General features: G+C 65.6%; 15 protein-coding genes and 1 pseudogene. 7 read left to right on the forward strand and 9 right to left on the reverse strand.

The window, feature by feature from the left end; all coding sequences use genetic code 11:
- Positions 1-542 precede the first annotated feature (542 nt).
- The 5 genes and pseudogenes from MKK49_RS20065 to MKK49_RS20085 form a co-directional block, all read right to left on the reverse strand.
- A complete protein-coding gene (locus tag MKK49_RS20065; protein ID WP_244031552.1) occupies positions 543-3,722 on the reverse strand; it encodes an efflux RND transporter permease subunit in 3,180 nt (1,059 codons plus the stop codon).
- 2 nt (positions 3,723-3,724) lie between these two features.
- Positions 3,725-4,858: an efflux RND transporter periplasmic adaptor subunit gene (locus MKK49_RS20070; RefSeq protein ID WP_244031553.1), complete on the reverse strand. Its 1,134-nt coding sequence runs from the start codon at positions 4,856-4,858 to the stop codon at positions 3,725-3,727.
- 1,042 nt (positions 4,859-5,900) lie between these two features.
- Positions 5,901-8,480, reverse strand: a complete 2,580-nt coding sequence (locus tag MKK49_RS20075; protein WP_244031554.1) for an ATP-binding protein — start codon at positions 8,478-8,480, stop codon at positions 5,901-5,903.
- Positions 8,481-8,645: 165 nt separating this feature from the next.
- Positions 8,646-9,029 (reverse strand): tautomerase family protein, encoded by a 384-nt coding sequence (locus MKK49_RS20080; RefSeq protein WP_244031555.1) that lies wholly within the window; start codon positions 9,027-9,029, stop codon positions 8,646-8,648.
- 326 nt (positions 9,030-9,355) lie between these two features.
- Positions 9,356-9,671, reverse strand: a pseudogene (locus MKK49_RS20085) (hypothetical protein); the annotation flags it as partial.
- Positions 9,672-9,788: 117 nt separating this feature from the next.
- Here MKK49_RS20085 and MKK49_RS20090 point away from each other — a divergent pair.
- Positions 9,789-10,250 carry a hypothetical protein gene (locus MKK49_RS20090; protein WP_244031556.1) on the forward strand — a complete coding sequence of 154 codons (462 nt, stop codon included), beginning with the start codon at positions 9,789-9,791 and terminating at the stop codon, positions 10,248-10,250.
- Positions 10,251-10,725: 475 nt separating this feature from the next.
- Here MKK49_RS20090 and MKK49_RS20095 read toward each other — a convergent pair whose 3' ends face one another.
- Positions 10,726-10,929 carry a hypothetical protein gene (locus MKK49_RS20095; protein WP_244031557.1) on the reverse strand — a complete coding sequence of 68 codons (204 nt, stop codon included), beginning with the start codon at positions 10,927-10,929 and terminating at the stop codon, positions 10,726-10,728.
- 558 nt (positions 10,930-11,487) lie between these two features.
- Here MKK49_RS20095 and MKK49_RS20100 point away from each other — a divergent pair.
- Both MKK49_RS20100 and MKK49_RS20105 read left to right on the forward strand, forming a co-directional pair.
- Entirely contained in the window at positions 11,488-12,252 is a 765-nt protein-coding gene (locus tag MKK49_RS20100; protein ID WP_244031558.1) for a Crp/Fnr family transcriptional regulator, read from the forward strand.
- Between the two features lie 3 nt (positions 12,253-12,255).
- Positions 12,256-12,519 (forward strand): hypothetical protein, encoded by a 264-nt coding sequence (locus MKK49_RS20105; RefSeq protein WP_244031560.1) that lies wholly within the window; start codon positions 12,256-12,258, stop codon positions 12,517-12,519.
- Positions 12,520-13,162: 643 nt separating this feature from the next.
- Here MKK49_RS20105 and MKK49_RS20110 read toward each other — a convergent pair.
- The 3 genes from MKK49_RS20110 to MKK49_RS20120 all read right to left on the reverse strand — a co-directional run bounded on the left by MKK49_RS20110 (position 13,163) and on the right by MKK49_RS20120 (position 15,921).
- Complete coding sequence (locus MKK49_RS20110; protein WP_244031562.1) at positions 13,163-13,462, reverse strand: hypothetical protein; 300 nt, start codon at positions 13,460-13,462, stop codon at positions 13,163-13,165.
- Positions 13,463-14,212: 750 nt separating this feature from the next.
- Complete coding sequence (locus MKK49_RS20115; RefSeq protein WP_244031564.1) at positions 14,213-14,878, reverse strand: aldolase; 666 nt, start codon at positions 14,876-14,878, stop codon at positions 14,213-14,215.
- A gap of 26 nt (positions 14,879-14,904) precedes the next feature.
- Complete coding sequence (locus MKK49_RS20120) at positions 14,905-15,921, reverse strand: LacI family DNA-binding transcriptional regulator (protein WP_244031566.1); 1,017 nt, start codon at positions 15,919-15,921, stop codon at positions 14,905-14,907.
- 169 nt (positions 15,922-16,090) lie between these two features.
- Here MKK49_RS20120 and MKK49_RS20125 point away from each other — a divergent pair, with 169 nt between their 5' ends.
- From MKK49_RS20125 to otnK, 4 genes are all read left to right on the forward strand, one after another.
- Entirely contained in the window at positions 16,091-17,407 is a 1,317-nt protein-coding gene (locus MKK49_RS20125; RefSeq protein WP_244031568.1) for an MFS transporter, read from the forward strand.
- A 65-nt stretch (positions 17,408-17,472) separates the two neighbouring features.
- Entirely contained in the window at positions 17,473-18,393 is a 921-nt protein-coding gene (gene ltnD / locus MKK49_RS20130; RefSeq protein ID WP_244031570.1) for an L-threonate dehydrogenase, read from the forward strand.
- Between the two features lie 14 nt (positions 18,394-18,407).
- Entirely contained in the window at positions 18,408-19,199 is a 792-nt protein-coding gene (gene otnI / locus MKK49_RS20135; RefSeq protein ID WP_244031572.1) for a 2-oxo-tetronate isomerase, read from the forward strand.
- Complete coding sequence (gene otnK, locus MKK49_RS20140; RefSeq protein ID WP_244031573.1) at positions 19,196-20,452, forward strand: 3-oxo-tetronate kinase; 1,257 nt, start codon at positions 19,196-19,198, stop codon at positions 20,450-20,452. Before otnI ends, otnK begins: the two co-directional genes overlap by 4 nt.
- Positions 20,453-20,565 lie beyond the last annotated feature (113 nt).

Here is a 20,565-nt window from a genome sequence, read left to right on the forward strand (position 1 = left end):
GGCGATGGCGCGCCGGCCACGGGCCTCTTCCGGATTTCCTCTCCCTATCCCTCGGATGGACCCATCTGGCCCACGCAGTCACCATCCAGGGCGCATCAGTATTTTGCAGCTCTGAAACCATAATCATTTCGGCTGCGAGGCAATCCAGGATCGCCGCTGAACGTGCAGAATTGGAGAACTCGATCGCCTGGGGTGAAATATGGAGAAGCGCCCGCGAACCGGTCCCAGGCGTTGGCGCAGGTGGCTCGAACGCCGGTCACCACAGATCGCCTCTTTCATCGAGAGAGCGATGCTTCGGAGGAAAAGGTCGCTTCGAAACTCGCAACCCAAACCTTACCCGCTCTGGGCCATGAACGATAACACCCCGAGGAGCGGGTCGCGGTGACGGTCATCCTGCGACCCCGCTCCACCGATCCGAACCCTTCACACCGATCCGGTCTGCGCACCCCGCGCGTTCAGCGATGGCGCGCGCGACGCGTCGCCAGAAGCGGTCTCGGCCGAGCCGACCCTGTGATCAAGCCGACCCTCTGATTTGGTGGCGATCAATCGGCTGTGTTCGGCGCTCGGAACTGGGCAAAGCGGCGTGCCAGCATGGGCAGCACGGCAAGATTGAGCACGGTCGAGGTGATGAGCCCACCGAGGATCACCTGGGCCATCGGGCCTTCGATCTCACGCCCGGGCTCGCCTGCACCCAACGCCAAAGGCAGGAGGCCGAGACCCGTGACGAGGGATGTCATCAGGATCGGTACGAGGCGGTCGGCCGCGCCTTCGACGGCCACGGCCGCATTCCAGGTGCGGCCCTCGACGAGCACGAGGTGCTCGTAATGCGCGATCATCATGATGGTGTTGCGGAGCGAGATGCCGAACAACGTCACAAAGCCGACGATCGAGCCGAGCGAGATCACCGCGCTGGTGGCGGCGACCGCCATCACGCCGCCGACGAACGCGAACGGGATATTGACGAGGATCAGGGCAAGGTTCGTCAGCGACCCCGTGACGAGGAGGAGCAGCAGCACGATCCCGAGCCCGGCAAGCCCCGAATACAGGATCAGGTCGCGCCGCGCCGCGGCCTGCGCCTCGGCCGCGCCGGCGATGCCGATGTCGACGTCTGAGGGCGGCGTTACCGACCGGGCGAGTTTCCGCTTCACAGCCTCGGTGAACGAGGCGACGTCGCGCCCCTGCACGTTCGCGGTCACCACCCGCACGCGTTGGGCGCCGACATGTCCGACGGCGTAGCGGCCGGAGGTCTCGTACACGTCGGCCACGTGCGCGAGCCGGATGTAGGTGCCGCCGGGCGTGCGCAGGGGCAGATTGCCGAGGGTCGCCAGGCGCGTGGCCGTGACCTGGTCGAGAACGACCACGACGTTGAAAACGGCGTTGCCCTCGTAGGCCTGCCCGACGATGTCGCCTTGGTAGGCTGTGCGGACGATCTCCAGAACCTCGATGGCGTCGAGCCCCCAGTGGCGCAGGTCGTTCGAGCGCAAGCTCACGTTGATCTGCGGCAGGCCGGGCGGTGACTTGAGCTGCACGTCCACGGCACCGCGCACCTCCGCGAGTTCCCGCGCCACCTCGCGGGCGGTCGCCTCGATGGTGTCGAGGTCCGCACCGGAGACGCTGACCACCACCGGCGCGGTGAAGCCGGACACCACCTCCTCGATGCGCTCGGTGAGGAAGGTCTTGAGGGAGAAGCTCACGCCGGGGGTGGCCAGCATCAACGCCCGGATGCCGGCCTCGGCCCGCGCCTGCGCCGCGCCGTCGAGGCCGGACTCGAGATCGATGTGGATTTCGCTGTCATGCGTGCCGCCGAGATCGTACCCGGCCTCGGCGCGACCGACCTGCTGAGCCACGGCGCGCACGCCGGGCACGGATTTCAGCCCCGCTGTGACGCGCTCGCCGAGCCGGAGCGTCTCCCGGAGCGAGGTCCCCGGCGCCGTCGTCATGTGCAGGATGAGGTGGCCCTCCTTGAGGTCCGGCAGGAAGGTGCCGCCCAGCAGCGGCACCAGCGCGCCGCTCAGGAGCGTGAGAGCAAGGCAGGCGATCAGGACGAGGCGCGGGTGCCGATCGCTCCGACGCAGCAGGCGGACGTACATGCGCCGTGCGGCACGGGTCACCGGCGGCTCGGCGGCCGGCAAGGTTTCGCGATCGGCCAGCAGCAGGCGGGCCAGCGCCGGCGTTACCGTCAGGGCGACGACAAGCGATGTCAGTACGGCGAGGATGTAGGCGAGCGCCAGGGGGCCGAACAGGCGCCCCGGCACGCCGGTCAAAGCCAGCACCGGCAGGAAGACGAGCAGTACTGCGAAGGTGGCGTAGGCGACCGAGATGCGCACTTCCAAGATGGCATCGCGCACCACCCTGTCTCCGGCCACGGGCGAGCCCGCGAGGTGGTTCTCGCGCAGCCGACGCATCACGTTCTCGACACCGATCACCGCGTCGTCGACCACCTCGCCAATGGCGATGGCCAGACCACCGAGCGTCATCGTGTTGAGGCTCTGGCCGAACGCCCCGAGCACGAGCACGGCTCCGATCAGGGAGAGCGGGATCGCCGTGACGCTGATGAGCGCCGTCCGCCAGTCGAAAAGGAACACGAGCAGCACGATAACGACGAGGACGCCGCCGAGGGCCAGGGCCCGGACCACGTGTCCGGTGGCTTGCGTGACGAAATTCGCCGGCCGGAACAGATCGGCGCGCAGGTCGATGCCATCGCGCTCCAGCCCCGGGCGCAGCTCAGCCAGGGCGGCGTCGACACGGGCGGTGACGTCGAGGGTGTTGGAACCGTATTGTGCGCCGACCATCATCAGCACCCCCGGTCGGCCATCGACGAGGGCCGCGCTGATCGCCGGCTCCGGCTCCGTCACCACGTCGGCCACGTCGCCGAGCACCACGCTGGCCCCGCCTTCGTTGACGAGGACGGTCCGGGCGATCGCCTCCGGGGTCAAGGATTGCCCCTCGGTTTGCAGGGTGATGCGCTGGTTGGTGGTATCGACGAATCCCGCCCCGCGCACGCCCGTCGCCTTGCGCCCGGCCGCGAGGACATCGTTGAGGCCGACGCGGAAGCGCACGAGGTCGTGCGGCCGGACCTGGATGCGGATTGAACGCACGTCGCCGCCATAGACCAGCACCTCGCCGACGCCGGGGGCGGCGAGCAGGCGCAGGCGCATACGCCAATCGGCGATGGTGCGCAGATCCATGAGCGTGCGGGTCGGCGAGGTGAGCCCGATGAGCAGCACCGAACTCGTGGAGGATGTCAGCGCCGTCATGGCCGGCGGCAGCACACCCTGGGGCAGCCGCCCGGCCAGTGCGGCCAGGCGCTCGTTCACGAGCTGGCGCGCGCGGTAGATGTCGCTGCCCGCCCCGAAGGTCGCAGTGATCACTGACAGGCCCTGGATCGAATTGGAGCGTACGGTGGCAAGGCCCGGCAGGCCGGCGATGGCGACCTCCAAGGCCTGGGTGACCAACACCTCGACCTGCTCCGGGTTGAGGCCAGGCGCTTCGGTCTGCACCGTCACCGTCGGAGGCGCGAATTCCGGGAAGACGTCGTACTTGGCCCCGCTGAGGGCGAAGAGGCCGTAGAATGCGAGGGTGAAGGCGAGGGCCAGGACGATGCCGGGCCGCCGCACGGCAAAAGCGACGAGGCGACCCTGCAGGCCCGAGGGCGCACGGGCGGACGCTGAGCCGGAGGCATCGCTCCGCGACGGGCGGAGCGGGGGCCGCTCATCTAGCATGCTCAATCGTTGTCCGTATCGCCGGCGGCCTGGATCTGGCCCCTCAACTCTTCCGAGAGGACCGCCTGTGGCCCGGTCACGATGATATGCGCCTCTGGGCCGAGATCGTCGACGATGTAGGTGTCGGCGGAGATCGGGGCGTCGATCTTCAGCGGATGGCGCACGAAGGCGTCCTCGCCGACATCTCGATAGAACCAGGCGCCTCCCTGCCAGTGCACCACGGCGCTCTCCGGAATGCTGAGCCCCGGGGTCTTGCGATCGGAGGTCAGGAAGGCGAGCGTGCTCATGCCGGGCAGGAGGCCGCTGTTGCCCGCGACCGTGTAGAAGGAGCTGATGCCCTGGACGCGCTGGTCGGTCCGCGTCGCGGGCGAGACGTAGCGTAGGGGGACGCGCTCGCTCTGGGGCGGAACCTCGGCGAACGCCATGGCGGGTGGGGCCTTCAACGTCTCGCCGGGCGGCAGCGTCACCTGGACCAGGAAATCGATTCGTTCGATCAGGCGCGTCACGACGGGGCTGCGCTCGACGATGGCCTTGCCGATCACCGGACCCCATTCCTGCTGAGCCGTGGCGGCCAGGGTGCGGATCTGCGATTCGGCGACGATCACGGCAGCCTGATCGGTGATGGCGGTCCCCTCAGTGACCTCGATCTGGGCCGCGGTCACCACCCCGGCACTGAGGCTCTTGGAGCGCCGCGCGGCGCTGCCGGAGACCTCGGCTCTCGCTTTCGCGGCCTGGAGGGCCGCCACCGCGCCCGCGTAGCTGTTGGTGAGGTCCGTGACGCGGGCGGGATCAACGACGCTGCCATAGGCCTGGATCTCGATCGGATGGGGAAGGCGCGTGCGCCGTGCCGTCTCGACGCCGATCCGCGCCTGTTCCGAGTGGCTCAGACGCACCACGACCCGCCCGCCTTCCAGCACTGTTCGCACGGGGGCCCTGACTGGCTCAGGACCGCCCCGTTGATCGGCAGCCGGCGATGTCGCGAACAACCGATGGCGTAGGTCGGTCGCCGCAGGACCAACCCTTCCCAGAAGATCGGTGCCGGTGTCCGTCAGCACGAGTCCGCCGAGGACTCCTAGGCCGAGCACCGCACCGAGGGCCAGCGCCAGATCCGCGGACAGGATTGCCCGCCGTTGCATCGAAAAGTCCTCGTGTTGCCCACAGCCCCCGTGCGGATTGCCACATTTGCCCGACTCTTCTGGCGTGGTCCACCCAGTCTCGCTAGAATCGTCGCATCCGTTGCCGCGCGAGCTCGAGAATATCGGACGATCCGGTCAGAACGCTTTCCGCGACATGCCGTTTCGGGTGTCCGTTGAGTGAAGTGCTCCGGCCGATTTCTCGATTATCACGTCTGATCCTACATTCGTATAGGTATGTACGTGAAAAAAGACAAAGACTTATTTACTGATTGGAAGCCGATCAATTCGGCGCCGAAAGATCGCGAATTTCTTGGATTTCTTCAAGAGCAGTTTTCTTCGCGGATCGAGATATGCGTCTGGCACAAGATTGATAAAATATTTATGCCATATTATTGCTTGTATCAAACTACAATCTGGTATGAGGAAGTTAAAATCAAGGGCGTGAAAATCACGCATTGCATGAAACTTTACGATTAACTTGATAATTCTTAACTTTCTTAGAAAGAACGACGAAATGATGTGAGTCCGGTTGCCCTTTGCCCTGTCGGCAGGGAGGCTTACGGTGCAGGACTTTCCCCGTTCCGGCGGACGCCTCGCCTCCGAGTTCGGTGATCCCCCAAGGAGGTTGTTCTGCAGGTGATGACGAGTTGCTCCGCTCGGACGTCGCGGAGGCGCTTCATCTCAATCGCGGCCTGTGGTGCTGGCGTCCCGGACGAAGCCGCGGGAGACGAGACGTTCGGCAGCGGTCACGCCGATCTTCGAGCGCGAGAAGACTGCCGGTGTCAATCGAACTAAGCGAAGAGGCTTGACCGGCGGCTGCCTCGCCGCCCGATCCGATCGTGGGCGGGCGGAGCGGCACAGAGCGATCCTGTCCGTCCGCGCCTGCTCCACAGGCCACATCCCCACCGGCCGTCCCTGACGCAGCAGAAAAACCGCCAACCATTCGGGCCATAATCTTCGATCGATAGGCAGATCGACTGATTTCGCGTCATTTTTACGTTGAATTAAATTCTTAAACCCCAATTGATGTTCTCTCAAGATTTCAATGTAACAGCCGCGCGGCGTACGTCGCGGTTTGACGCGCCAACACTCGTGTCTCGTGAAGTAACCGCTGGAACGTTTCCAATCCCTCGTCCGCAACCCGCTGCTCGTTGTGGGATTCGAGGGCACGGCAGGCGGCGGAGAGCGCCACGAAACCGAGGGTACCCGCCGAGGAGATGCAGGTATGCGCCTCGAAACGCAGGCGTATCCGCTCGTCCACCGTCGCGGCCTCTCCGAGAAAATAGGTGCCCAGTTCCTCTACGAGGGCATCAATGATGCCAGCGGTGCGGGCGCTGCCAATCGTTGCCACGATACCGTCATAGGTCGACTGATCGAGGAGGCTGTACCGATCGGCGGACAGGCTCGAGGGGAGCGCCGCCGTCTCGCACGACAGCCAACGGTCGATCACTTGGTAGAGATGCACCCGATTGAACGGCTTGCCGATATGGTCGTCCATGCCGGCTTCGTGGAAGAGCCGAATCTGCTCCGGGAGGACGTTGGCGGTCATGGCGACGATCGGCATCGTGGCAGCCGACGTGCCAAGTTTGCGGATGTGACGGGCCGTCGTCAGTCCGTCCATGCCCGCCATTTGCACGTCCATCAGCACCAGATCAAACCGCGTCCGCTCCACTGCGCGGATCGCGGAAGCGCCATCCGAGACGACCTCGACGGTGTGGCCTCCAGCCTCGAGGGCCGCTCTTGCCAGCTCCTGATTGATGGGATGATCTTCGACCACGAGGAGGCGTCCGCTCCGAAGTGGTCGGGGTGGGTTCTTGTCAAGGGCGAGGGGCTGCCCGGCCGTGCCGAGGGGGAGCGTGAGGGAGAACCAGAACGTGGCCCCCACCCCCTCCTCGGAAAACACGCCGATACGCCCCCTCATGAGCTCAATGAGCTGCCTGCAGATGGCAAGGCCGAGGCCGGTTCCCCCAAACCTGCGCTCGATGGATCCGTCCACCTGGGAGAATCGCTGGAACAGGCGGTCCTGCTTATCCCGAGCGATGCCGATACCCGTATCCGTCACGCTGAAGTGCAGGCGTTCACCCTCCTGGTCCGTCCCGGCATGCCGCACGCTCAGGATGACGCTACCATGCCCGGTGAACTTGATGGCGTTGTTGAGCAGATTGAGTAGCATCTGCCTCAGGCGCGCCTCATCGCCGAACAAGGTTCGCGGAACCGCCGGATCAATCATCGACCGGATGTCGAGACCCTTCAACTCACCCGAACCGCGCACGATGCTAAGGCAGTTGTCGATCAGCGTGCGCGGGGCGAAGGCCTGCCGCTCCAACGCGATGGCGCCAGCTTCCACCTTGGAGAAATCGAGAATGTCGTTGACCACCGTGAGCAGCGCCGCTCCGGAGGTCCGTACGAGTTCGGCTTGACGCTGCAAATCGGGTTGCATCCGGCCTGAGCCGAGCATGAGGTCGGTGAAGCCGATGATGGCATTGAGGGGGGTCCGGATCTCATGGCTCATGGCCGCGAGGAACTCCGTCTTCGCCGCACTCGCGTGCTCTGCGTCCAATCGCGCCGCCTCGGCGTCGCGGGTCTGCGCGGCCACCCGCTCGCTGAGGGTAGCATTCAGCTCGCGCAGCTCCGCTTCGCTTTCGCGCAAGGCGCGCTCGGCGGCGTCCCGGGCGGTATCGTCGCGCATGGTCAGCACAGCGCCGACCCGATCACCATCGCGGCCGACCAGGGGCCGCGCAGAGCCGATGGCAAGGACCTCGATACCGTCCGGCCGCCGCACCCGCCAACGCGCGTCCCGGACCGTCTCGCCCCGCACGGCCCGCGTCAGGGGCAAGTTCTCAGGGATGTAGGGCGTCCCATCCTCCATGTAGAGATGGTAGGTCTCGCTGTAATCCTCCGGGTCGACATCAAGGCGAGCGACGCCGTGGATCGCGGCAGCCGCTTCATTCACGAGGGTGATCCGGCCCGCCGTGTCCGTGACGATCACGCCTTCGGCGAGCTGCGCCAGGATCGCGTTGTGGGCCAGCTCGACGGCGTCGTGCAAGCGTGCCTCGCTCTCGGCTGCCACCTGCTCGGCCTGCCTGCGGGCGGTGACATCAAGGGCGTGTTGCTCGGCTGCGGCTTCACCAGTCCGCAACGCCTCGTGAAGGCGCAGATGAGCAACAACGATACGCGCAAGATCCTCAAGTTGGTGCGCCTGCGCAGCTGTGAGAGCACGCGATTTCGTGTCAATCAGGCAGAGCGTGCCGACTCGAATTCCGGGCTGCAGAGTAAGGGGCGCTCCCGCGTAGAAGCGAATGTAGGGTGGGCCCGTGACCAGAGGGTTCGCCGAGAAGCGGATATCTTGTTTCGCATCCTCGATGACCATGATGGCATCTGAAAGAATGGCGTGACTGCAGAAAGATACTTCTCGAGAAGTCCCCTCGATCTCCAATCCGCACTTCGCTTTGAACCATTGCTCTTGCTCCTCGACGAGAGTGACAAGGCAGATCGGCATGTCAAACAGCGCCTGGGCTGTCCGGCAGACCGCATCGAAATGCGGTTCTGGCAGGCTGCCAACCAGATCCAGTGCACGAAGGGCCACCAGACGTTCCGCTTCGTTCGACGGTTTTGAAGTCATGAATCAGTGTCAAACCAAGAAATCGAGGCGGCACAACTAGCATTCCGGAATCCTCCGGGATACGAGAAGATCGATACGTCCCCTTCGGGCATGCGCCATCGAGCGGCTGCGCCGGAACGTGGACGCTCCCAACCCGACGCAGGTACTCGGCGGCACCCGCAGCGGCTAGGTCGCATACTGTGCCTCGCCGTTTCCGAAGGACCAGTTCTCCTTCACGACTTCGACGAGGTTGATGAACACGTCTTCACGGCGCAGCCCGAGCCGCTCGTGCAGCCCATCGGCGACCTGCTTGTAGAAGGCGCGCTTCTGCTCGAGCGAACGGCCGCCGTTGAGCGTGAGTTGGATCACGACGCAATCCGCCGTCCGGGTAATGCCAAGGTATGTCGGATCGATGATGAAGTTCTCGGGCGCGTGCTCGGTGATGGCCTGAAAGCGGTCGTCCTTCGGGGCTCCGAGCGCCGAAACGATGGCCTCATAGACAACATCGCCGATCGTGCGGCGGTAATCAGCCGACTTGCCTTGAACGAGATCGATGCGAGCGAAGGGCATGTTGGTCTCCTGCGCGGGCGGATGCCCGCTCCTTGGTATGAGGAAAAAGCTCGCGGGTACGAGGAAAAAGCTCCCGCGCGCCTCACAGCGCCTCGTTGCTCAGCGAGCCTGCCGATAACGAACGCCGTGCTGACTTGGCGGTAGAGGGCACCGTCGCGCAGTCATAGCGCATCGTGCGTACCGGGCGTTCTGAAGACAACGCCATGCGCGGCTCAGGCGATGATCACCGCGTGTTCGCCATCGTTGTGCAGATTGAGCCCAATCGAGCGTTCGATGAACCTCACGGCCGGTGTCCAAGGTGGGCAGGGGCGGCTCGCTGTCGGCGCCGCGTACGGCCCTCGAAACAGATCGCCCTGCGCCCGGCACCCGAACAGCGTCCGCCCCTGTCGACGGCGATGCTCTCGCCGATCGTGATGGGTGTGGCAGCGCTGGCAGAAGGCCGCAAGGTTCGCATCGACGTTGTTCGCGGTATCGTGATTCCGGTGCGCGGTGGGCAGTACCACACGAGTCGTGCGTAGGGCCTCGCCCGTCGCGCCGAGTACCGGCTTCGCAGCCCCCACCGGCGCGGCTGAACCGGATCACAGCCGAGAGCTCGGGCCAGTCGATCGGGTAGAAGAACCGGTGCTCGCGCCGGATCGGCATGGCGGATCTCGGATATGGGTCTGACACTGGACTGGATTGCGCGGAGGATTGGCTTTGTAGCGCGCCGATCCTGTGCAAGCGTAGCCCTGCCCGCAACGGACAGATCGGGGAGGACCAGTGCCGGTTACCAGACATCAGCTCGCGGCATCGATCCGCGCGGCTTCGCACATCGCGGATCGCGAGGCGATTGCGAGCTTTATTCTGGATGATGCGACCGAGGCGAGCCCCAACCCATTTCCGCACTCGAGTGCGGGCGCTCAGGGACATATCTGGGCGGGGCAGAGCTTCGAATTCCGGGCCTCGCAGGTCGAGACGTGGGGTCTTGCCTGCCTGCTGAAGGCTCTGGGCTCGCTCGCCGGCGACGCGCCGCTGGTGCAGGCAATCTTCCGGTCAGGCCCGCTTCGGGCCTACGTCTACCATTCCGGTGACGGATGTCAGATCGTCGGGGCGGTCTTGCATGGCCGGCCCGGGATGGCGCTTCCCGTCGCCAAAAGCCTGCCCCGGTCGCGGAGTATGCGCCGCTCGACTCCGCCTCACCCGCAGCAACTTGACCTATTCGCACTCGTGCAACATGCGTAGCCGAGCGCGCTGGAAGGCCGAGACCTCGTCGGCTGAACCCGTTACCGGCACCAGGGCGCCACGCCACACCATTTCATCGGTTTCGGCGCTATTGAACCGGTGGTCTCAGGGTCTTTCCCGAGCGACACCAGAGCCCTGTGATCACCGTCTTGCGTGGCTCTCATCAGAGCAAACGCGACGAGGCAGCAGAGCGCGAGCGAAGCCATCCACAGGGCGGCCCTGGTGTTCTTGATCGTACGCTTGGTCATGACGGTGATGCTGAAGGCAGGGTCGTTACCGGGAGCCTAATGCTCGACCTCGGTCGAGCCCGCCCCCGGGAACCAGCAACGGCCACGGAAGCCGAGAGCAGGTGCGCGTACATCCGGCGTCACCCGATCTCGGCATCGTGGCCGCATCCGATCAGGCGACTGCGTCGCAACCGGTAGGGTCGTTGGATGGGGGCAGCATGGTCAACCCTCAATGAAGCCCCGCTGAGCTACTCGGCGGCTTCGGCTTCCGCATCGTCGGCATCGAGGATCGTTTCCAGATCCCCCGTCAGGGCCTCAAGCTGCTCGGACGTGGCGACAATCTTGAACTTGGTGCCATCCTCAGCCTCGACCGCGATTTCGACGTGGTCGCCGACCTTTGCGGCCAGCGCCTGCTTCAGGGTGTAGCTCGTCACGTCTTTGTTCGTTGCCATGTCGTTCTCCTGCATCAGCGACAGGCAACGCGGGAGGCGTCTCGAAGAGCCTGCGACAGAACCTCCCGTTTCGCGGCGGCTGACTCTGAGGAACCTCGCCAAGATCATCCCGGTCCCGCAGCCGAGCCCGGCTTGACCGGCAGGGGACACCCGGCCCGAGGACGAGAGCCCATGCGGACCGGCGTCGATCTCGGCCGCCAACGAGTTCTTCAAGGAAATCGACCCTTTGCAGACGGTCGCAAGGTCCGGTTCTGGAGACTCCTGAAACAGATTACTGCCACCGGGTCGGGTGGCAACCGGACCTTGGCTCTTTGTCCTAACGTTGACGTTCCGCCTCGGATCCGATCTCGCCATGGGAGGCAGGTCGTTGTAGCCTCGATAGGGTCTGCGTAACCCGTAAAATATGATAGGTTTCTGATTCGATTTGTCCAAATTCAGAGAATGGAAGCAGCCTCGGTTACGCGCGCACTATCGGCTCAAATACCCGTCAAATGATGGAGTATTTTGCCCTCACACCGCACATAGCGTTGGCAGATTGCCTTACACTGTTGTGGTCCGATGCAAGATGCACTGATTCGCAAGCTTGAGAGCTACGAGGAACTCACCGACGCTGACCGGAGAGCATTGCGAGCGTTTGTGCCCCGGCTGCGAGAGGTTCCGGCACGAACGGACCTTATCCGGGAAGGCGACATCCCCAGCAATATGCATCTTATCCTTGATGGCTTCGCCTGCCGCTACAAGGTGCTGCCGGATGGGCAGCGCCAGATCATGGCCTATTTCATACCGGGCGACTTCTGCGACCTGAACGTGTTCATCCTCGACCAGATGGACCACAACATCGGCACCATCTCGCAGTGCCAAGTCGTAGAGATCCCGCGCAAGTCCATCGATGCGATCACGGCACAATACCCCACCATCACGCGGGCGTTCTGGTGGTGCGCCCTCGTCGATGAGGCGGTCCTACGCCAATGGCTCGTGAACATGGGTGCGCGCTCGCCGGACCAACGCATCGCGCACCTTTTTTGCGAACTGTTGCTGCGTATGGACGTGGTCGGGCGCGTGAAAGACAACAGTTTGCCATTCCCCTTTACCCAGACGGATCTCGCCGACTCAGTGGGCTTATCGGACGTGCACGTGAGCCGGACCCTCAGGAAGTTGCGCCGGCTTGAGCTCATCACATTGCACCGCCGGGTTCTGACGATCCTGGACGCCGAGCAGCTCAAAGCGTACTGCGGGTTCAACCCGAACTACCTCCACCTCAGAAACGCGCGTTGGAGTGGGCGTCGGCAGATGCCCTGGCTGAACAGAGTTCAAGGGGAATAGCACTTGGCAGACCAGGACAACGTCGAAACCCTGGTCTTTCTCCAGCCCATTTCCGTCGAAACGGGAAGCCCTGACCAGGTGGGCATGCTGGTCATGGCCAACGGGCTCTTGGTGGGCGTCCTGGTTCGCCTCGATGCCCCGGAACACGCGCGGTGTGGGGCTTGGTTCATGGAAGTTGGACTAGGCCGGCTCGCGGGCGTGCGAGCCCCTGTGTTCGATACCCTTGACGACGCGACCCGCTGGATGCGGCAGCGCCTCAAGAGTTAAGCGCGGAAAAGCTAAGACCCAACTTCACTCTGATCTGTCAGAGCATGTTCTACGGCCTTCAGGCCGACCTGAAACAAAACGGCGCAGGCCAATGTCAACATCTCGGGCGTGCCGAGCCTAGCTGATGACGCATCAGCAGTGTGACATGCATCTGCCATTTTCTGACAATGCACATCATCGTCTCCGATCATTCAATTTTATATTGAATTCGCTTAAGAATTCGCATTTTAATTGAACAACTTTTTCGTGAGGCGACGATCTCGTATTCGAAAATCTCTCAGAGCGAATTGCGACGGACCAAACGTTCCTGATAGGTATACAAGACATTTGGTTGCGCACGATTAAATCGTGCGATTGGGGTAATGATGATTCCTAAAGATGAAACTGATAACGAACTAGGTTGCACGAAGGAAATACTGATCCGTCTTTCTCAGGCTCTTGGCTGTGAGGTATCAGAATTCTGGGATCAAGATTTTCAGTCTCATAAATATACTTTTGAATTATTTATGTTATGGTCTAAAATTTCAGACGATCAGGACCGTATGAAAGTGTTGGGATTCGTTCGTACGGTCGCGGGCAGATACCCAGACTTAGAGAAGCGCTGACGCCCGGCTTGTTCGCATGATTTGTCGTATGGAAACGCTCAGGTCTCTTCTCCGCCCTTACCAGCCGCGCGACCCATATTCACATAATGGATTTCTGTATAAGGATGCGCTTTGTTTCCAGCGCGTGCTTCCCGCTGTGCAGCTTCCTGGCCAAGTTGCCACAAGAGGGCTCGCATCATAGCGACCATCGCGGGCGTGCCTGTTTTAACAACAGCAGCATGAGCCTTGAGGCAGGCATCTACCATCGCGCCGAAATTATCGTCGCTACCCATTCCTGATAGCTCCTCCTCCAGAACGATAAGAAATAAAACTTCTTTTGGTTGCAATTGGGTGCGCAAGGAAAGTTCTTTTCCCAAAAAGCCGTCATTTGATCGTATAAAATGGTGAATTGATCGTTCTAAGACGTTTTGCTAATATTTTTTGCGCACAACTGAGAGGGTCCGATGTTAGATTTACAGTGCCCTCCAGAGGGCGCGAACACCTCGACATCCACCATTGAAGAGATCGCCCAAGCCTTAGGTTGTCCAGTCGCGGCGTTTTCCAAGCCGGCGTCGTGTGATCCTGATCAAACGGCCGCACTTTTGCAGCTCTGGGACACGATTGAGGACGAACGAGATCGACTGAAGGTGTTGTCCTTCGTTCGACGGATGGCCTCCCTCTTCGCATAAGTTGCAGTCTGGTCCGGTTCGTCCTCGGGGGGTCTGCTTAGGGGCTGCGACGGAACTACTGCTTCGAGCCGAAGGGCTAAGTGTCTCTCACAAAACTCCAGCTGTACCGTTGGTCTCAGAGTAAGAACCGTCCGGGATCGGGAGTTTTGTGAGGCACTCTAAAGTCCGCTCACCGCCCGGTACGGACCTTCGGGGCGGGTGCCAAGCGTCAGATTTCCACCTCTCCAAGGTAGGATGGCGCTCGTGTGCCGAGGGTCGCGGCCAAACACCGCCGCAAGAGGGCCGTGTCGAGGAAGCGCGCAGACGCCCTGCGTAAAGGGGCAGGGGCTGCCGCAAGCGGACGCATCCCGACGCGATCGCCCGGCCTGAATGGAGAGCCCACCGCGTCCACTCGATCCGGAGCAACCAAGCCGAGATCGTTTAATGGTCGTGGTCGTGCGGCTCCGGCAGGGTCAGGCCGAAATGCGCGACGAGGTCCTGGACCTGGGCCGGGCTGAGGTGGCGCGGGTTGAGGTTGCGCAGGAGCAGGTAGAGCTTGGCCGTCTCCTCGAGTTCCTCCGTGGCGAACACCGCGTTCTCCAGAGTCGTGCCGGCGACCACGGGGCCGTGGTTGGCGAGCAGCACCGAGGCGTAGCGGCCGGCGAGACCCCGGATCGCGTCGGCCACCGCCGGGTCGCCGGGGCGGTAGTACGGCACCAGGGCGGTCGCCCCCGCCCGCATGAGGTAGTACGGCGTCAGGGGCGGCAGCACCGCCTTCGGGTCGATCTCCGGCAGCATCGAGACGGCGACCGCGTGGGTCGAATGCAGGTGGACGATGGCGCGGGCGTCAGCCCGGCTGTCGTACAGGGCGGCATGGAGCGGAATCTCCTTCGTCGGCGCGTGGCCCGAGACGAGGCGGCCCGTGGAATCGAGGTGCGCGAGCGTCGCCGGGTCGAGGAAGCCGAGCGATGCATTGGTCGGCGTCACCAGCCAGCCGCCGTCGTCGAGGCGGAGCGAAATGTTGCCCGACGAGCCCGGCGTCAGCCCGCGCTCGAACAGGGAGCGGCCGAACCGGCAGATCTGGTCACGCAATACCGCGTCGCTCATGGGTTGCCTCGTGCGGGTCGAAAAAGTCAGGCGGTGGCGCCCGGGATCAGGTCGTAGCCGAGGTCGATGACCTCGCTGGGGCCGCCGTCCCCGAGGCGCTCCGCCGCCATGGCGCCGATGGCCCGGCGCGGGGTCCGGACCGTCGCGAGTGGCTGGGGCATGGCGGCGGTGATGTCGAGGGCGTTGAAGCCGAACAGGGCGAGGCGGTCGGGGATCGCGAGACCCGCCGCGAGGCAGTGGAAATAGCCGCCGAGCGCCATGTCGTCGTTGGAGAAGTAGACCGCGTCGAGGTCGGGCGTCCGGGCGAGCAGCCGGTCGAGGGCGGCCCGCCCGGCGGCGGCCGAGGAGGCGCCGGGCGCGATCTCGCGGTCGTGGAGCGGCACGCCGGCCTCGGTCAGCGTCTCGGTGAAGCCGGCCAGGCGCTTGCCCGCGCGGAGATCCCGGGTGACGTCGTGGCCAACATAGCCGATCCGGCGATAGCCGCGCGCGAGCAGGTGCCGGGCGCTGTCGCGGCCCACGGCCCGGTTCGAGAACCCGACGACGATGTCGAGGCCGGGGCCGTCCGTGTCGATCATCTCGACGATGCGGATGCCGGAGGCCCGCAGGCGCGCGAGCGCGCCGTCCGTGTGCTCCAGGCCGGTGACGATGAGCCCGGCCGGGCGCCACGACAGCAGAGCGCCGATGAGCGTCTCCTCACGGCCGAGGTCGTAGTCGCTCACCCCGATGACGCTCTGGAAGCCGTCCCGGTCGAGCACCGAGGCCGCCCCGCTCAGGAGGTCGGGAAACACCACGTTGGCGAGCGACGGGATGACGATGCCGACGAGCTTGGCCCCCGCCGTGCTCTGCGAGCCGGCCAGCATGCCGGCGAGGCGGTTCGGCACGTAGCCGAGGCTGGCCACCGCCTCCGCGACGCGCCCTTCCGTCCGCTTCGAGAACGAGCCCTGGTTGCGCAGGACCCGCGACACCGTGCTCTCGCCGACCCCGGCCAGCCGGGCGACGTCCGCCAGGGTCACGGCGCGGTAGTCGGGATCATGAACGTTCACGCGGCGCGGTCCTCATCGTCTTCCGTTCTGCCATAGCAAGGTTAGGCGCGGGCAACAATCAGATTGGCAGCGCTGCCAATTTCAGTTATCCAGTGATTCGAGCGCCGACGGACAGTACGGGGCCGCCCTAAATGGTGCAGCGCAACGATTGCACCGATCGGAGGAAACCATGACGGTGCAGGCTGCTGCCGCGCCGGGCGTCACGACGTCCGCGCCCGATTTCGTCGACCGGACCTACAGGAAGGTGTTCTGGCGCCTCGTGCCGTTCCTGATGCTCTGCTACATCGTCGCCTATCTCGACCGGGTGAACGTCGGCTTCGCCAAGCTGCAGATGTCCCAGGAACTGGGGTTCAGCGAGACGGTCTACGGCCTCGGCGCCGGGCTGTTCTTCATCGGCTACTTCCTGTTCGAGGTGCCCTCGAACGTGATCCTCCACCGAGTCGGCGCCCGGGTCTGGATCGCCCGCATCATGATCTCCTGGGGGATCATCTCCGCCGGGTTCATGTTCGTGAACTCGGCGACCACCTTCTACCTCATGCGCTTCCTGCTGGGGCTCGCCGAAGCCGGCTTCTATCCGGGTGTGATCCTCTACACGACGACGTGGTTCCCGGCCCATCGCCGCGCCCGGGTGATCACCGTGTTCATGGCGGCCATTCCGGTCTCCGGCATCTTCGGAAACCCGCTCTCGGGCTGGATCATGGATACCTTCAACGGCGCGCACGGCCTGTCCGGCTGGCAGTGGATGTTCCTCATCGAGGCGGTGCCGGCGGTGCTGGTCGGCCTCGCGGTGTTCTTCTACCTCGACAACCGCCCGTCCGAGGCGAAGTGGCTCGATCCGGCGGAGCAGCAAGTGATCGAGCGCGACATCGCCGCCGACGGCGCCGGCAAGGAGGCGAGTCCGCACTCCATCGCCACGGTGTTCCGCAACCGCCAGGTCTGGTTCATGAGCCTGATCTACTTCGCCTTCGTCACGGGCCAGTACGGCCTGACCTTCTGGATGCCGACCATCGTCAAGGCCTCGGGCGTCCAGGGCAACCTCAACATCGGCCTCGTCAGCGCGATCCCGTTCCTGTTCGCGGTGTTCGTGATGGTGGGGCTCGGCCGCAGCGCCGACCGGATGCGCGAGCGCCGCTGGCACCTCATCGTCCCGGCGCTCTGCGGCGCCGTCGGCTTCGTGGTGGCGGCGAGCGCCGGCAGCACGGTGATCGCCATCGCGGCCCTCGCCGTGGCGGCGGGCGGCGTGCTCACCTGCGCGCCCCTGTTCTGGTCGCTGCCGACCGCCTTCCTCAGCGGCGCCGGGGCCGCCGCCGGCATTGCGCTCATCAACTCGGTGGGCAACCTCGCGGGCTTCGCCAGCCCCTACATGATCGGCGCCCTGCGCGACCTCACGGGCTCCACCGCCGCAGGCATGTACGCGCTGGCCGCCATGCTGGTGATCGGGGCGGCCTGCGTGTTCGCCACGCCGAAGCAGGTGGTCAAGCGCTGACGCCGGGGCGGTCGTCCGCCGCCCCCTTCGACATTTCTTCCGACTCCCCTGCCGACAGGTCTTCGATGAGCATCAACACACCCGGAAAAAACCGCGCGGCGGTGATCGGCCTCGGCTCCATGGGCGCCGGCATGGCCGGTTCGCTCCTCCGGGCCGGCTTCACCGTCGCGGCCTGCGACGTGAACCCGGACGCGGTGGCGCGCTTCGCCGCCCTGGGCGGTGAGGCGGCGGCCAGTCCCGCCGCTGCGTCGCGGGGCGCCGACGTGGTGATCTGCGTCGTCGTCAACGCCGCTCAGACCGAGGCCGTCCTGTTCGGGCCGGGCGGCGCGGCCGAGACCATGGCGCCCGGAGCCGTGTTCGTGTCGTCCGCCACCATGGACCCGGCCATCGCCCGGCGCCTCGGCGCGCGCCTGGAGGAGACGGGGCGCCACTACCTCGACGCGCCCATGAGCGGCGGGGCGGCCCGCGCGGCCGAAGGCGCGCTCACCTTCCTGGCCTCGGGCACGCCGGCGGCCTTCACCGCCGCCCGGCCGGCGCTCGACGCCATGGCGGGCACGCTCTACGAACTCGGGGACGCGGCCGGGCAGGGCGCGGCGTTCAAGATGATCAACCAGCTGCTCGCCGGCGTGCACATCGCCGCCGCCTGCGAGGCCATGAGCTTTGCGGCCAAGCAGGGCCTCGACCTCGCGAAGGTCTACGAGGTGATCACGGCGTCCGCCGGCAATTCGTGGATGTTCGAGAACCGGATGCCGCACGTCCTCGACGGCGACTATTCTCCGAAGAGCGCCGTCGACATCTTCGTCAAGGATCTCGGCATCGTGCAGGACATGGCCCGAACCGAAAGATACCCGGTGCCGGTGGCGGCGGCCGCCCTGCAGATGTTCCTGATGGCGTCCGGCTCCGGCATGGGGCGGGACGACGACGCGTCGGTCGCCCGCCTCTACGCGCAGGTGGCGGGCGTCGCCCTGCCGACTGCGAAGGCTTGAGGAGACCGCACCCAATGCCGCGCTTTGCCGCCAACCTCACCCTGATGTTCACCGAACGCCCGTTCCTCGACCGCTTCGCGGCGGCGGCGGAGGCCGGCTTCACGGCTGTCGAGTTCCTGTTCCCCTACGAGCACCCGCCCGAGGCCATCGCCGAGCGGCTCATTCGGCACGGCCTGACCCAGGCCCTGTTCAACCTGCCGCCGGGCGATTGGGCCGCCGGCGAGCGCGGTCTCGCCGTTCTGCCGGAGCGGTTTTCGGAGCTGCAGGCGGGCGTCGAGACCGGCCTGCGCTACGCGAAGGCCACCGGCGTCGCCCGGCTCCACCTCATGGCCGGGATGGCAGATGCCCGCGATCCGCGGGCGCGGGACGCCTACCGCCGCGCCGTCGCCTGGACCGCCGAGCGTCTTTCCCGAGAAAACCTCGACCTCGTGCTGGAGCCCATCAACGCCCGCAACATGCCGGGCTACTTCCTCGCCGATTTCGGCCACGCCGCCGACCTCATCCGGGACCTGGCCCTGCCGAACCTCAAGCTCCAGTTCGACCTCTACCATTGCCAGATCCTGCACGGCGACGTGACCACCCACCTGCGCGCGCTCATGCCGATGGTCGGCCACGTCCAGACCGCGAGCGTGCCGGCCCGCAACGAGCCCGGCACCGGCGAGATGAACGACGCGTTCCTGTTCGCCGAGCTCGACCGCCTCGGCTATGCGGGCTTCGTCGGATGCGAGTACAACCCGGCGGCCGGCACCGAGGCGGGCCTGGGCTGGTTCGCCCCCTACCGCGCCGGCCAGGGAGCCGGCGCATGAGCCTCGCCCTCGGAGCGGTCGCCGACGACTATACCGGCGCCTCGGACCTCGCAAACACCCTCACCCGGGCAGGCCTGCGCACAGTCCAGACCATCGGCATCCCGGAGGACGATCTCGCCCTGCCGGAAGTCGATGCCGTGGTGGTGGCCCTGAAGAGCCGCTCGATCCCGGCCGCCGACGCCGTGGCCCGTTCGCGCGCGGCCGAAACCTGGCTCCGGGCGCGTGGGGCCGGGCACGTCCTGTTCAAGATCTGCTCGACCTTCGATTCGACGCCAGCCGGCAATATCGGCCCGGTGATGGACGCCCTCAGGGCCGGGCGCATCGCCCTCGTGACCCCCGCCTTCCCGGAGACGGGCCGCACGGTCTACCAGGGCCACCTCTTCGTCGGCGGCGTGCCCCTCGACGAGAGCCCGCTCAAGGACCATCCCCTCAACCCCATGCGGGACGCCAACCTCGTCCGGGTCCTCGCCCGGCAGAGCGCCGCCCCCGTCGGCCTCGTCGATCTGCCCACCGTCGCGGCCGGCCCGGCGGCGGTGGCGGCCCGCCTCGCGGCGCTCGCGGCCGACGGCATGGGGGCCGCCATCGCCGACGCGGTGTTCGAATCCGACCTCGAAACCCTCGGGGTCTCGGCGCTGCACCATCCCCTCTCCGTCGGCGCCTCCGGCCTCGGGCTCGGCCTCGCCCGCGCCCTGGTGGCGGCCGGGCGCGGCGGGCGGAGCACGGACGCGGACACCCCCGTCGGCGGCCAGGCCGCCTGCCTCGCCGGCTCCTGCTCGCAGGCGACCCTCGGCCAGATCGCGGCGGCCGAAGCCGTGATGCCGGTGCTGCGCCTCGATCCCGAACGGGTGCTCGCTGGACCCGAGGCGGTGTCGGACGCCGTCGCCTGGGCCGGGGCGCGGATCGGAACCGGTCCCATCCTCATCGCCAGCAGCGCCGAGCCGGCCATCGTGCGGGCCCTCCAGGCCCGGCACGGCGGCGAGGCCGTGGGCCACGCCATCGAGGGGGCGCTCGCCGCCCTCGCCGAGGCCCTGGTGGCGCGGGGCGTGCGCCGCCTCGTCGTCGCCGGGGGCGAGACCTCGGGCGCCGTGGTCGACCGGTTGGGCCTGCGGGCATTCCTGCTCGGGCCGGAGATCGCCCCCGGCGTGCCGGTGCTCCTCACCACGGGTGGGGCGACGCCCATGCGCCTCGCCCTCAAATCCGGCAATTTCGGCGGCCCGGACTTTTTTGCTCGCGCCCTCGCGCTGATGGACTGACACAGTCTTCGTCAGATCAGTCCGGCGCTTCTGGAAATCGCTGAAGGACGAGGGGAAGCACGGGTCCCCTCTCCTTCCAGGAGAGGGAGCGCGGCGCGACTGCTTGATCTGAA

This window comes from Methylobacterium sp. J-090 (assembly GCF_022829345.1).
In the GTDB taxonomy this organism is placed as follows: domain Bacteria; phylum Pseudomonadota; class Alphaproteobacteria; order Rhizobiales; family Beijerinckiaceae; genus Methylobacterium.

Bases quoted from the DNA above. Each gene is read 5' to 3' on its own strand.
- MKK49_RS20075 (WP_244031554.1), bottom strand. From the start codon at position 8,480: ATGACTTCAAAACCGTCGAACGAAGCGGAACGTCTGGTGGCCCTTCGT.
- MKK49_RS20095 (WP_244031557.1), bottom strand. From the start codon at position 10,929: ATGGCAACGAACAAAGACGTGACGAGCTACACCCTGAAGCAGGCGCTG.
- MKK49_RS20070 (WP_244031553.1), bottom strand. From the start codon at position 4,858: ATGCAACGGCGGGCAATCCTGTCCGCGGATCTGGCGCTGGCCCTCGGT.
- otnK (WP_244031573.1), top strand. From the start codon at position 19,196: ATGAGCCTCGCCCTCGGAGCGGTCGCCGACGACTATACCGGCGCCTCG.
- MKK49_RS20115 (WP_244031564.1), bottom strand. From the start codon at position 14,878: ATGAGCGACGCGGTATTGCGTGACCAGATCTGCCGGTTCGGCCGCTCC.
- otnI (WP_244031572.1), top strand. From the start codon at position 18,408: ATGCCGCGCTTTGCCGCCAACCTCACCCTGATGTTCACCGAACGCCCG.
- MKK49_RS20125 (WP_244031568.1), top strand. From the start codon at position 16,091: ATGACGGTGCAGGCTGCTGCCGCGCCGGGCGTCACGACGTCCGCGCCC.
- MKK49_RS20100 (WP_244031558.1), top strand. From the start codon at position 11,488: ATGCAAGATGCACTGATTCGCAAGCTTGAGAGCTACGAGGAACTCACC.
- ltnD (WP_244031570.1), top strand. From the start codon at position 17,473: ATGAGCATCAACACACCCGGAAAAAACCGCGCGGCGGTGATCGGCCTC.
- MKK49_RS20080 (WP_244031555.1), bottom strand. From the start codon at position 9,029: ATGCCCTTCGCTCGCATCGATCTCGTTCAAGGCAAGTCGGCTGATTAC.
- MKK49_RS20065 (WP_244031552.1), bottom strand. From the start codon at position 3,722: ATGCTAGATGAGCGGCCCCCGCTCCGCCCGTCGCGGAGCGATGCCTCC.